13 protein-coding genes are annotated in these 12,823 nt (G+C 61.3%); 10 read left to right on the top strand and 3 right to left on the bottom strand.

Annotated elements, in window-relative coordinates:
• The 9 genes from AC07XB_RS34955 to AC07XB_RS34915 form a co-directional block, all read left to right on the top strand.
• Positions 1-1,227 (top strand): YadA family autotransporter adhesin (locus AC07XB_RS34955; protein WP_494752823.1); only part of this gene is annotated, 1,227 nt, incomplete at its 5' end.
• Positions 1,228-1,301: 74 nt separating this feature from the next.
• A complete protein-coding gene (locus tag AC07XB_RS34950) occupies positions 1,302-2,048 on the top strand; it encodes an OmpA family protein (protein WP_492832296.1) in 747 nt (248 codons plus the stop codon).
• Between the two features lie 165 nt (positions 2,049-2,213).
• Positions 2,214-3,356: a DUF2827 domain-containing protein gene (locus AC07XB_RS34945; protein WP_492832294.1), complete on the top strand. Its 1,143-nt coding sequence runs from the start codon at positions 2,214-2,216 to the stop codon at positions 3,354-3,356.
• Positions 3,356-4,510, top strand: coding sequence for a DUF2827 domain-containing protein (locus AC07XB_RS34940; protein WP_492832292.1), 1,155 nt, complete (start codon positions 3,356-3,358; stop codon positions 4,508-4,510). The genes AC07XB_RS34945 and AC07XB_RS34940 overlap by 1 nt, the downstream gene beginning before the upstream one ends.
• A gap of 13 nt (positions 4,511-4,523) precedes the next feature.
• Entirely contained in the window at positions 4,524-5,003 is a 480-nt protein-coding gene (locus tag AC07XB_RS34935) for a DUF4019 domain-containing protein (protein ID WP_492832290.1), read from the top strand.
• Positions 5,000-6,127: a DUF2827 domain-containing protein gene (locus AC07XB_RS34930; protein ID WP_492832288.1), complete on the top strand. Its 1,128-nt coding sequence runs from the start codon at positions 5,000-5,002 to the stop codon at positions 6,125-6,127. The genes AC07XB_RS34935 and AC07XB_RS34930 overlap by 4 nt, the downstream gene beginning before the upstream one ends.
• Before the next feature lie 216 nt (positions 6,128-6,343).
• The gene (locus tag AC07XB_RS34925; RefSeq protein WP_492832286.1) at positions 6,344-6,847 is read left to right on the top strand and encodes a class I SAM-dependent methyltransferase; all 504 of its coding nucleotides are present in this window, start codon (positions 6,344-6,346) and stop codon (positions 6,845-6,847) included.
• Positions 6,844-7,527: a hypothetical protein gene (locus AC07XB_RS34920; RefSeq protein WP_492832284.1), complete on the top strand. Its 684-nt coding sequence runs from the start codon at positions 6,844-6,846 to the stop codon at positions 7,525-7,527. Before AC07XB_RS34925 ends, AC07XB_RS34920 begins: the two co-directional genes overlap by 4 nt.
• 432 nt (positions 7,528-7,959) lie before the next feature.
• Complete coding sequence (locus tag AC07XB_RS34915) at positions 7,960-8,178, top strand: hypothetical protein (RefSeq protein ID WP_492832282.1); 219 nt, start codon at positions 7,960-7,962, stop codon at positions 8,176-8,178.
• A gap of 16 nt (positions 8,179-8,194) precedes the next feature.
• Here AC07XB_RS34915 and AC07XB_RS34910 read toward each other — a convergent pair whose 3' ends face one another.
• The 3 genes from AC07XB_RS34910 to AC07XB_RS34900 all read right to left on the bottom strand — a co-directional run bounded on the left by AC07XB_RS34910 (position 8,195) and on the right by AC07XB_RS34900 (position 10,612).
• Positions 8,195-8,929 carry a response regulator transcription factor gene (locus AC07XB_RS34910; protein ID WP_492832280.1) on the bottom strand — a complete coding sequence of 245 codons (735 nt, stop codon included), beginning with the start codon at positions 8,927-8,929 and terminating at the stop codon, positions 8,195-8,197.
• A gap of 63 nt (positions 8,930-8,992) precedes the next feature.
• Positions 8,993-9,238 (bottom strand): EAL domain-containing protein, encoded by a 246-nt coding sequence (locus tag AC07XB_RS34905; RefSeq protein ID WP_492832278.1) that lies wholly within the window; start codon positions 9,236-9,238, stop codon positions 8,993-8,995.
• An 825-nt stretch (positions 9,239-10,063) separates the two neighbouring features.
• Positions 10,064-10,612 (bottom strand): alpha/beta hydrolase family protein, encoded by a 549-nt coding sequence (locus AC07XB_RS34900; protein WP_492832276.1) that lies wholly within the window; start codon positions 10,610-10,612, stop codon positions 10,064-10,066.
• A gap of 277 nt (positions 10,613-10,889) precedes the next feature.
• Between AC07XB_RS34900 and AC07XB_RS34895 the strand changes: the two genes are divergently transcribed.
• Positions 10,890-11,897, top strand: coding sequence for a LysR family transcriptional regulator (locus tag AC07XB_RS34895; RefSeq protein ID WP_492832274.1), 1,008 nt, complete (start codon positions 10,890-10,892; stop codon positions 11,895-11,897).
• Positions 11,898-12,823 lie beyond the last annotated feature (926 nt).

The raw sequence follows: 12,823 nt of genomic DNA, 5'->3' as shown, positions 1-12,823 counted from the left end.
CGTACGAACAGCAACCTGGACAGCCTGTCGACCTCGACGTCAACCACGGCCAGTTCGTTGTCCACGGGCGTCAGTTCGCTGTCCACCTCGGCCTCGACCGGGATCAGCTCGCTCTCGACCGGCCTGAGCACCACGAACAGCAACCTGGATAGCCTGTCGACCTCGACGTCAACCGCGGCCAGTTCGCTGTCCACGGGCGTCACTTCGCTGTCGACCTCGGCCTCGACCGGCATTAGCTCGCTGTCGACGGGTCTGAGCACGATGAACAGCAACGTGACGAGCCTGTCGACCTCGACGTCGACTGGTCTGAATTCGCTGTCCACTTCCACGTCGACGGGTATCAGCTCGCTGTCGACGGGCTTGAGCACGACGAACAGCAACCTGAATGTCCTGTCGACTTCGACGTCGACCACGGCCAGTTCTCTGTCTACCGGCGTTAGCTCGCTGTCCACCAGCGTCAGCAGGCTGGAAACCAACAGCAACACGACCGGCAACAACGTTGCTGCGGCGCTCGGCGGCGGGGCGAGCTACAACTCGGCCACGGGTGCGGTGACAATGCCGACGTACAGGATGTACAACAATGACGGCACCGCCACCAACGTTTACAGCGTTGGCGACGCGGTCAACATGATCAACGGCAAGGGAATCAAGTACTTCCACTCGAACTCGACGGCCGCCGACTCGCAGGCGACCGGTATCGAGGCGGTTGCCATCGGCGGCGCGGCTGTGGCTTCGGGCGCCAATGCCGTCGCGGTCGGCGCCGGCGCCAATGCCTCGGCAACGAACGCGGTGGCGGTGGGCTCGGGATCCGTGGCGGATCGTGCAAACACTGTCTCAGTGGGGGCGCCTGGCGGCGAGCGGCAGATCACTAACGTTGCTGCCGCCACGCAGGGGACAGATGCCGTGAACCTGAACCAGTTGAACAGCGGTATCGCGCAGTCGAAAGACTACACCGACCAGCGGTTCAACCAGGTGCAGCAAAGTGTCAACGACACTGCGCGGTATGCCTACTCCGGTATCGCGGGCGCCACGGCCTTGAGCATGATCCCCGAACCGGACAAGGACAAGACCATCGCGCTCGGTGTGGGCCTCGGAAACTTCAAGGGCTACTCCGCCGTCGCGATCGGGGCTGCGGCACGCATCACCGAGAACATTAAGTTCAAGGGCGGCGTCGGCATCAGTCCGAACGGCGCGACGGTCGGTGTTGGGGCGGCAGTTCAGTGGTAATGGCTGGCCGCGGAAGGCGGGGGTGGTGCGGCCCCCCCCGCCGGCCGGAATATGCGACGCAAGAAGGAGATCGGATGAAGAATTCTCGCGTGATCAGGAACATTGTCGTGCTGGCGGTCACCGCCGTGCTCACGGCTTGCTCGGGCATCTCGACACCGCTCTACAACACCCAGGCGATCGACTCGCATACTGGAGCAAGGACGTACAAGGTTGAATGCCACGGCCTGCTCTCGAGTGTCGATACGTGCCGCAAGGCCGCCGAGCGCATCTGCACTGACAAGCCGGTGCACGTCATCGACGCGGTCGAGGACATCGCTAGGCCAGATGCCGTAGCGAAGGATCCTCGTGCGCTCGTATTCAGTTGTGGCGCGCCCGCCAAGGCACCAGTCGCTGCTGCCGTCCCGGCCGCACTTGCGCCGGTACCGGTGCAGGCGGTGACCAAGACCACGCTGTCCGCCGATGCACTGTTCGCCTTTGGCAAGTCTGCCACTGGCGATATTCCGCCGAAGGGGAAACTGGCGTTGCAGAAGCTCACCCAGACGCTGCGGCAGACGCCGCGCCTGGAAAGCGTGGAAGTCGTCGGCCATACAGACCGGATAGGTGCGGAGGCAGCCAACCAGAAACTGTCCGAGGTGCGCGCCCATACCGTGCGCGAATACCTGATCGCACATGGCGTGCCGGCCGCCGCGGTCACAGCCAGGGGCGTGGGCGCAGCACAGCCGGTGACACAGTGCGCCGAAAAGGGACGGGAGGCGTTGATCCGTTGCCTGGCACCGAATCGCCGCGTGGACGTTGTCGCCCGCTCGGGCGGTGCGCCCTGAAGGTGGCAACTCACCACGGGAGCAGTGCGCGGCGCGCGCCGTTTCCGGAGTACGACGGACGGGCGGTCACGGCAAGCCCGCCTTGACACAGCCTGTCAGCTGGCGGATCCGGCGGATCCGGCGCGATAGACGCGGGATCTATATCTTTCTTTTTGGTCTGCACACATGCGTATCGGAATTTCGGTCATCACCCACCAAGGCCAGAACATCTGGCAGAACGGTCTCGGCCAGAATGTGATCTTTCTGGCCGAAGCCTTCCAGCGCCTGCCGTTCGTGTGCGCGGTTCGCCTGATCGACGTCGGCGATCAGGGCACCATGCCACAGCAGGTCGATACCGCCGCGAAGGGCCTACGGATCATCACGACGCGCGAAGCGACCGACGAGGTCGACGTGATCGTCGAGATGGGCGGCGCCCTCGACGTCCAGTGGCTGGACCTGATGCGCGCGCGTGGCAAGAAGGTCGTCTATTACTGCTGCGGCCAGCCCTATGCCGGCCTGGCCGAGGCCGCGGTCTTCAACAAGCCGAGCCACGCCCCGCGCCCGGACCGCTGCGACGAAATCTGGCTGCTGCCGAAGGATGCGGCGCTCGCACCGGTCCTGCGCACGCTGCATCGCTGCGCTGTCCATTTGGTGCCCTATCTATGGCATCCGCAGTTCCTGGATCAGCGCATCCGCGAGGTGAGGGTGTACGGTCTGCATTATGGCTACGTGCCCGGTCAACACAGCAGCGGGCTGCGCGTGGCAATCTTCGAGCCGAATATCTCCGTGGTCAAAACGTGCAGCGTACCGATGCTGGTCTGCGAGGAAGCCTACCGTGCCGACGCCGACAGCGTACACGCTATGCACGTGCTCAATACCCTGCACCTGAAAGATCATCCGACGATGCTGCACTTCGCCAATTCTCTGGACTTGGTGCGGCAGCATAAGGCGACGTTCTACGGCAGGCACGACATCGTGGGGTTCATGGCGCAGCACGCGGATGCAGTCGTTGCTCACCAGTGGCAGAACGACCAGAACTACAGCTATCTGGATGCGCTCTACGGCGGCTACCCGCTGATCCACAACTCGCCGTGGCTGCAGATGTTCGGCGCCGGATACTACTATCCGGGCTTCGATGCTAAGCTCGGCGCACAGCAGTTGCACCACGCTGCCACGGAGCATGACCACAGGCTGGACGAGTACCGCGCCAGCGCCCGGCGGCTGTTCGACGCGGTCGATCCTTTCCACGCGGACAACCTTGCCGCATATGCAGAACGGTTGTTGCAACTCTGTGGCGGACTCGCGCGGGCCGGCACAAAGGGGTGGTGATGAGCCAGAGCAACAATGTCCGCGATCGCGCCGATGGGTTGCGCGTGGGGGTCTCCATTTACATACGCAAAGGCCAGCAGTCCCTGTGGGAGAACGGCATCTACCAGAACTGCATATTCCTGGTGATGCTGCTGATGCGCTCGCCGCGCGTGGCCGCGACGTACCTTGTCGCCGGCGGTGGCGACGGCGCGCCTGCCGATGCCGGCGCCTTCCTGGCCGATTCGCCGGTGCCGCTGATCGACATGCAGACTGCCGCATCGAGCCTCGACGTGATGATCGAGATGAGCGCCCAGCTGGATCGCGAATGGGTCATTGCCTTTCGCGACCGGGGCCGCAAAGTCGTCTCCATGCGCGTGGGCAACGACTACGTGATTGACATCGAGCGGATGGTCTTCGACCAGCCACACGGCCTGCTCATCAGCGGCGCGCCGTACCACGAGGTTTGGACGCTGCCAGAGTACGAGAACACCTGCGTGCCGTACTTCGGCAGCACGTTCCGCGCCCCCGTGCGCGTGGTGCCGCACCTGTGGAGTCCACTCGTGCTAGAGCGCGAGGCGGCGCGGCTGCCGGCCGGCCGCACGTTCGGTTACCAGCCGGGCCGGCGCCGCTGGCGAGCGGGCATCTTCGAGCCCAACATCTGCATGGTCAAGACGTGCTTCGTGCCGTTGCTGTGCTGCGAGGCAGCGCACCGCGAGAACCGGGACATGCTCGAACATGTCTGGGCATACAACACGCTTCACATGAAGGATCACGCGGCCTTCAATGGCTTTGCGCGCAGCCTGGATATTGTGCGGCATGGGATGGCCTCGTTTGAGGGCCGGTTCCCGTTCTACCAGGTTGTAGCGCAGGACGTTGATGTGGTAATCAGCCACCACTGGGAGAACGGTCAGAACTACGTCTACTACGAGGCGCTCCATGGCGGCTATCCGCTGATCCACAACTCACACCTGATCGGCGACTGCGGCTACCACTATCATGATTTCGATTGCGAGGAGGGCGGCCACACTCTGTTGCGCGCTTTTGCTGAGCACGACGTGGGACTCGACCGGTATCGCGCGACCGCGCGCGCGTTCCTGTGCGGACTAGATCCCGGAAACGAAGTCAATGTCCGGGTTTACAGCGACGCGCTCGCGGAACTCTATGCCGCGCGTTGAAGGAGGGAGCAGCGTGAAGGGCAGGATGAAGAGGCTTGCCGTGACGCTCATAGAGGCCGGCGCCGCCGGTGCGGCGTGGGCACAGAAAGCGGAATCGGCTGACTATCTGCTGCGCAACGCGGACAGTGTACTCCGGCAGCTCGACGCGGGCAATTTCGGGGAGCTCTGGGACGGCACGGCCGCCTTCATCAAGGCGGGGCTGCCGAGGGAGAAGTTTGTCTCCAGCACGCGACTGGCCCGCGAGGCGCTCGGAGCGGTCAGCCGGCGCAGATGGTCGTCGGTGGCGCACATCCGCGACGGGAAGAGTACGTCCGCTATCCCCAACGGCCGCTATGCGAACGTGGACTTCGTTGCCGAGCTCGCCAACGGGCGCACGGTGTTCGAGCTGCTTAGCTTCCGGCTTGAAAACGATGGCCGCTGGTACCGGACCGGCTATGCGCCGCGCCAGTACCAGGGCAGCGCGCCCGGTTTGGCGCAAGGAGCGGGGCGATGACCGGCTTGCGGATCGGGATCACCATCGGGCTGCATCATGAGCGGGAGACGCTCTGGAACAACGGCATCAAGCAGAATGCCGTTTTCCTCGCAGAGGCGCTGAAGCACTGCCCGAACGTCCAAAGTACGGTCCTCGTCAACACGACAGCCGTGCTGGTCACCCCAGCACTGCCGTGGGATCTAGGCCGCTGGCCGACGGCGAGCTTCGAGGCGGCCAAGGATGAGGTCGATGTGGTGATCGAACTGGGCGGTCAGCTTGATCCCGCGCAGACCGAATATCTGAAAGCGCGTGGAACGCGGCTCGTCTCGTACTGCTGCGGCTTCGAGTACGTGCACGCGATGGAGTCGGTGCTCTTCGGCAAGCCGATGTGGGGCGATAACCTGTTCATCAACCAACGCTACGACGACATCTGGATGATCCCGCAGGTTGCCAATATCAGTCAGTCGTACTTCGAGGTGCTGCGACGCCATCCGGCGCAGACGGTGCCGTTCATCTGGAGCCCGGTGTTTCTTGACGAGCGCGCCAAAGTGATGCCGGAAGGGGGGAGCTACCGCCCGCACGCGGGCGCCCGGCGTCTCAGCGTGATGGAACCCAACATCAATGTAGTCAAGTTCTGCCTGTACCCAGCGCTGATCGCCGAACTGGCTTATCGTCAGCGCCCAGACGATATCGCATTGCTGCAGGTCACGAACGCCGAGCAGATCGCGCGCCACAACCTCGAGTTCATCGGCCTGATGAATCAACTCGATATAGTGCGGCAGCATAAGGCGGTGTTCCTGGGCCGGCACGAGACACCTGTGTTCCTGGCGGAGAACACCGACATCGTGATCTCGCATCAGTGGGAGAACCCCCTGAACTATTTCTATCTGGAGGTCTGCTGGCAGGGCTATCCGCTTGTGCACAATGCCACGCTCTGCACTGACCTCGGCTACTACTACGTGGGCAACGACGTAGCGGGCGGCGCGCGGCGCGTGGTGGAGGCCATCGACGGGCACGATGCGCAGGCCACTGAGTACCGTGCTCGGCAGCGCGCGCTGATCGATCGCCACAGGCCGGACAACCGCCAGCTCGTCGCGGCCTACAGCGTGCTGCTGGACAAACTGGTGCGTAGGCCGCTGCGCTAAGGCGCAGCGGGACGGGGAGGGTACATGACGTCTGACAATACAATCGAAATCTTCCGGAAGATCTACCGGGAACGGGGGTGGTACTCTGGGCAGAGCGTCTCTGGTTGGGGATCGGAGCTGAGGAACACCGAGCGCATCATTCGTGAACTGCCTGGGTTCCTGCGGCGCCATGGCGTTACGTCAATGCTTGACGTGCCGTGCGGGGACTTCCACTGGATGCAACACGTCGACCTCTCCAGGATCGACTATACCGGTGCCGATATTGTGCCGGAGCTGGTGCAGGCCAACGAGGTGGCCTATGGCGGGCCGGGCCGGCGCTTCCTGACACTGAACCTGCTTGAGGACCGACTGCCTCCCGCTGACCTGATCCTGTGCCGCGACTGCCTGTTTCACTTCTCACATGCGGACGTTCTCCGCGCGTTGGAGAACTGCGCGGCCAGCGAGGCGCGCTACCTGTTGACCACAACCTTCCTGTACCGAACCTACCCGCGCAATGTCGATATTCAGACGGGAGAGTGGACGCCGATCAACTTGGAGCTGGCGCCCTACGAATTGGCGCCGCCGCGAGCGCTGCTGATCGAGGGCAGCACGGAGAGCATTTTCTACGGGCCGGAAGTGGGCGTCGTGCCCCAGGCGGACCGCTGCTTGGGCCTGTGGGATATGGAAACGGTGCGCGAGGCCGTGGCGCGCCACTGGGGCGACGGCGCGCCCGCCCGATGATCGTCGTCAGCCATTTCCGGCGGCCAGCCGCCGCGAGCCTGGTCAATCACCGCCGCTACGCCGCACTGCATGGATACCGGCATGCCTTCGTCGACGCGACTACCATGCCTGCTCAGCGGCAATGGCAACTGCTGTACAAGTACGAGGCACTATTGAACACACTGCGGCGAGTTCAGGCGGACGAGTTGGTTCTGCTGCTTGGCGAGGACGCCGCGATCGTGGATCCGATGCCCATCGATAGGCTGATGACCGGGCGCGACCGCCTGTTGGTGCGAACATCGTCCCACGACCTACCGCAGGTTGACGTGCCGTTCTGGCACAACACGCGGGCCGTGCACGAGACGCTGCATGGGCTTCTGAAGTGGTGCCGGCTCGGCGGTGAGCCGGTATACGCCGAGGCGGAGCTCTTTAGCGGCGAAGAGACGCAGCACTGTACGGCGCTGATCGATGGTGCTTGCCCAGTCATGCAGGCAGGTTATAGCTTCGATCCACAATGGTGCCGGCACCGGACCTTCGCGATCAGTATCGACGATGTCCCGCAGGACCCACGCCGCAAAGGCACAACGGCGCGCTTCCGTGACGTGCTGGTGGACCACATCAACCGCCGGCGCGCGGCCAGCCAGCCGCTGTTCAGCTTTCCCGATCACGCGCCGGCCGAGACGGCGGAGCGTGCGACTTAAAATCCGGGTCAGCCGATCGCGCTGGTGACGCTATACACGCCGAACATTAGCGTCTATGGACGCATGGCGGAGCATAGTTTGCGCCGCTATTGCGAGGCACACGGCTACACACTGCATGTGCATCGCAAGATCCCGGCCGAAATCGGCCTGACAGCCTCCAGAAACTGGTTCAAACGACGGCATGCTGCATGCGCATCTACAACACCACGAGTGGGTGGTACGGGTAGACGCGGATGTGCTGATTGCCGGCTGGCAGCGCAGGCTCGAGCCGTTGCTCGCGGGGCGGGACGTATTGCTCACCCACGACATCGGGCAGTGGGAGTTCAATTCCGACGTGATGGGCTTCCGTCTCACTGCACGCAACGATGCATTGCTGCAGCATGATGGTCGAGATTGTCGGTCTGACGGATGTCTCATCCGTCTACGCGAGCGGTGGCGACCAGCTTTACTTCATTCGCCCGCTGCGCCGGCGCGCTCGACGAGGCGCCGCGCGTGGACATTGTTGAGCTGAATACGCCCTGGATGTTTCGCAGGTCGGACAGCTTCATGGTGCATTACTTCGGCAAGTGGACAGAGCTACGTGCCATGATGATGGCTCACGATAGCGAACTGGGCAGTGAAAGCCGGGAATTGCGGCCACGCTTACTGTAGGCTTGCTGTACGGGGCTCAGTCGCTCTTGGGCTGGAGGGGCTCGTCAATGGCTCCATCGATTTCCGGATCCGGATCAATCCTTTCCAGGCGATAGCCGAGGGAGTACACAGAGGTCAGGCGCATGCCGTTTTCAGGACGTAATGCCAGCTTTACGCGAAGACGTGACAGGTGCGTGGTCACGGTGCGCGAGTCTGCCCCGATTGATCTCCCCCAAACGGTCTTCTCTAGCGATTCCCGAGGGACCATGCGGCCAAGATTGCGGAACAAGTAAAGCGCCAGGTTGAACTCGTGTGCGGTAACTCCGACCTTCACATTGTCCACATGAATGGACCGCTTGGCCGGATCGAGCAGATACGGTCCGACACGAATGACCTGGCTGGTCTCAGGATAAGCCCGACGTAAAAGCGCCCGTATCCTGGCCAGAAGGACATTGGCGCGGACCGGCTTCAGCAGGTAGTCATCGGCTCCAGCGCTTAGGGCGGTTACGACGTCATCGTCGGCGACATTGTTGGTAATGAAAAGCACCGGCAGCGTCTGACCGAGAACCTGCCGAACCCATTGCAGCAGTTCGATGCCGCTGATCCCTGGCAGGCGCCAATCAAGCAGCAGCAGGTCGAAGGTACCCTCGCGCAAAGCGCGCTGCAAGGCCGCGCCCTCGGCAAAGCAAGTACAACTGTAGCCGGCGCCCTCCAGAATCATGGCGATTCTCGCGGACTGCTCTTGGTTATCTTCGACTAAAGCAATTCTCATGATTCTTTTTTCTGACTACTGTCGAAACTATTCCCTGATCGTCAGGACTCAGTCTTTCGTGGTTCAGGTTGCGAGCAGGGCGTCGAGCGGCAGCGCTGCAGAGAAGAGGAACTCCTGCCCAAACTCGACTCCCCGCCGGTCCAATGCCCGGAGTTGCTGTTTGGTCTCGATGCCTTCGGCGACGAGGTCGGCGTCGTGCACTTGCGCACTCGTGAGCGCGAGCGACACCGCGGAGCGCATGCGCGGATCCTCAAGGTGGCTGATGAATGAGTAATCGATCTTCACTTCGTCGAACGGGCGGTTCGCCAAGAGCGAGAGGGACCGAGTAGCTTCGCGAGACGTCTAGCATGTTCCGCCTAGCCGCCGGCGTCGCTCCAACGATGCAGGATAACGAAGGCTGTGAACAGCAAGAGCGAGAACGGTGACAGCAAGAACCGGCGTGCCATCTGACTATGCGGTTGCGCCTGAAGCCCTGTAGCAAGCGGAATTCGCTAGTCAACGTCGGGTACTGCAGGAGCAGGAGCCGGGACGCAGAAAATACGACCTGGTATTGCTCCCCCGCGTTCCATATCAATGTGCTCAAAATACGACCCCTGAAAAATCCTGATGAGGCCTACCGCCGGTTCGTTTTCCAAGGTATATCCGACTGGTCAGGACCTCATGTACTTGAATATATAAATCAATTCTTTTTAGTAATTAGATTGACCGCTTTATCGCGAACTGTGGTGCTTCTTGTAGGAAAAAAGAAGGCAAATCTGCGGAAATGCGAGCCTTCCGGAAATGAGCTGGCTTTGATCTAGGCGAGCCTACAATGGATGCAATGAAGGAAGGTAAAACATTGTAAAAACCTGTTGTTATAGTCACTTATCGTCGCGGATGCACGAAGCATTGGTGGCGAGAAGCGCGCCTCCATTAATCGCTCGGAGAAGAATTCCTTGCCAGATGGCATAGCGAACCTAGAATTGGCCTGTCCGAGGATGGCACGCAGCTGATGGCCGTCAGCCACTTACGCGAATTCGCTGATGTCGCAGAGGGACCACACGATTTACGTGAGGCCGAGCCGGAGTGTCGGCCGTCGATCGGCAACAATGACGGTTAGCATGTTCTGCGCAATGACGTGGCTGCAGGGCGGCGTTACTGCGGTTGTATCCCGCTTTCCCGATAGGCGTCTGCCAGACGATGTTCCTCATCGGTCACGTAGCTTCCGAATTGTTCGGGCGATGTTGGCGGGACGATTTCCACTCCAACCTTCGCGTACCTATCCAAGACTGCCTGTTCCTTCAATGCGCGAGCAATACTGGCACTAAGCTTGCGGACGATGCCAGTCCGGCTGACTAGTTCGGTATAGGCGTTCAGTGCGATATCGTCGTGATTGGCCCACCGCGGTACCCATTGCTTGGCGAAATCATCAAAGCACTCAATGGGGAATTGCTGATGCGGATGAGCGCGGCGCTGTGCGGGATCGCTGACATAGCCGTCAGCAGGCCCAATTCGGAACATCTGCCAGGCCTCCTCCTTGGTCCGGAAATAGGGTGGCTCGGTGTAGAGCTCAGGGTACCTGGCCCACGATGAGCGACCACGTTCCACCGCGTCGGATACCAGCGCGTCATAGCCGGCTGCCAGCAGGGGCCAGAGCCAGCCACGCCTGCCGTCCGGGGTTCCTTCCCACTGGCTTCCAGTCATGCCGCCGCCGTGTCAAAGCAGGATCGGTAGCGGAGACGGTGGTAACGTCAACGCAAATGACTGCACATACATTTGCCTTACTACATAGTCGCCATTTGGGTCGATCCGGCGTGCGGGATCCCTGAGGACTATGCGACAATTCTCCACAGGAAGGCCTGCAAGCCGATGCGTGTCTCCCGCTACAAAGAAGCTGGAAATGGAGCGCAAGGTCAACGAGAGAGACGTCATGGCACGGGGAGACTCAGATGGCAAAGGCTAGGAAATTCCGTAGGTCGTAATGTTGCGGATTGTTTCTAGTGTGGTCAATTGCATAATATTCAGTCACTGTTGCGTGATGCGAATCCATTACGATCTTCACGATTTGAGGGCTCTTTATGAACTCGGGCGCCAGGGGGGATTCAATCGCGCCGCGGATGCGCTCTCCATCACACCCTCGGCGCTGAGTCGCCGTATCACCAAGCTCGAATCGGCGATCGGCGGGCGCTTGGTTGATCGCTCAACTCGAGGTATGACGTTCACTCCACTCGGGGATCAGCTCCTTCGGAGAATCCAGCCGGTGCTGGAGCAACTCGATGACGGTATCCAGGAAGCGGCGCGAATCGCCCAGGGGTTGACCGGAAAGGTAACGGTTGGGTGCATGGCATCCGTTGCTCACTCGCTGTTCTCTGCCGCGCTCGTGGAGTTCCACAATAGCTACCCAGATGTGCAGATACGTTTGCGTGACGACGCGGGCTCGCGCGTCAAGGAACTGGTACTGAATCGTGAAGTCGAGTTCGGCCTGACGACGCTACCGGGGCCAAGCAGCGAGCTTTACACCGAGTTGGTCGCTGTTGACGCTTTCATGCTGGCCGTACCGCAGAGTCATCCTCTGGCAAGGCATCCCACGCTGCGCTGGAGCGATTTGCCCGGTCACCGCGTCTTGGCATTCCGGCCGGGAAGCGCGACTCGGCAAGAAGTCGACCCTGTCCTCCAGAACGCAGGCATCGCCTTGCCCTGGTTCCACGAGGTGGATCACTTGTCGTCCATGTTGGGATACCTCGAACAGCTGCGCTATATTGCCGTTCTGCCGGGATTGCTGGCGTCGCAATTGAAAGGGCTGGTAGCCGTTCCCTTGACAGATCCCGCGATCCGTCGAGAGATTTATCTTGCCCGCCGTTGTGACCTGACATTGAGCACGCCTGGCCGGCTGCTGTGGGAAGTCCTGGCCGAGACGATTGCATCCGCCGTGCAACGGCATGATGGCAGTATGAGTGTAACTCTGACGCCAGTGCATGCCCACGACTAGGATTTGTAGCGCTACAGGTTATGAGCGACGTCCTGAACGACGTGTTGCTTGGCGGTCCTCAGCTATGTAGGACATTCCCCTTTATGTAGGCCTCGGACTTGACCGGTGGGAGTGGATGTGGGTGAGACGTGTATGCCTCCCGAAGCAGATCAACTGTGACGTGGTGCAGAAGCGCGGTGAACCACCCCTTTTTTCCTCTGCCTTGCAGCATGCCGTACACGTTCCAGCCCCTGTGGCACGCTTTCGCGGTTCTGTGCCCGGCACGTGTGTGGCTGACCCGTGTTCCCCTTGGCCCCCGCCCTTCGCTCCACCCACTCCGCTGCCGGTGTACCGGCATTGTTCGCAGGCTTCATCGCAAATGTGGCGGAGTCTGACTTCTCTCGTCCGTTCATCATCGGCTATGGCTCTTCGCCTTCCCAATACGGACTAGCCCTGTGCTGCGACTGGCCGGACGAGAGATCTCCCGGTTCCCGTGCAAGGAGCGTAGCCCCTCAGCGGGCCGCAGGTCTTGCTGTGGACGTTTCAAGATCGTGGACACCGGGCTGGCCGCCGCCACGCAGTACGGCAGATCCTTCCTACGCGCTCGCGGCCGGCGCGCCGCTGGAGGTATACGGGCCACGCCTCGCTCGATGCCACTACACGCCAGGTGATTGCCGCAGGAGGGGGAGGGAGCGTTAGTATCGCAATTACGAACGTTTAATTAAATTAACGCAGTATTGGCTCTATGACACGTTTACTCATCCCGGGGTTTTGATAGTATCGCCGAAGATTTTCGGGTTGCCGCAAGTTGGGTTGTGGCTGTCTAGCTCGCAAGTCTCTTTCGCCCTTCTTCTGCGAGGGCGCTTTTTTTACCTCCGACATGGCGTCAATGGAATCGGATCGTCTCGGTATTTTCCCTGATCAAGGCAATGGAGAGGGGGCGTTGT

The sequence above is a fragment of the Cupriavidus sp. GW821-FHT02F09 genome (assembly GCF_059421605.1).
Note: the sequence above shows the minus strand (reverse complement) of the source record. Positions and strands in the feature narration are given on the sequence as shown.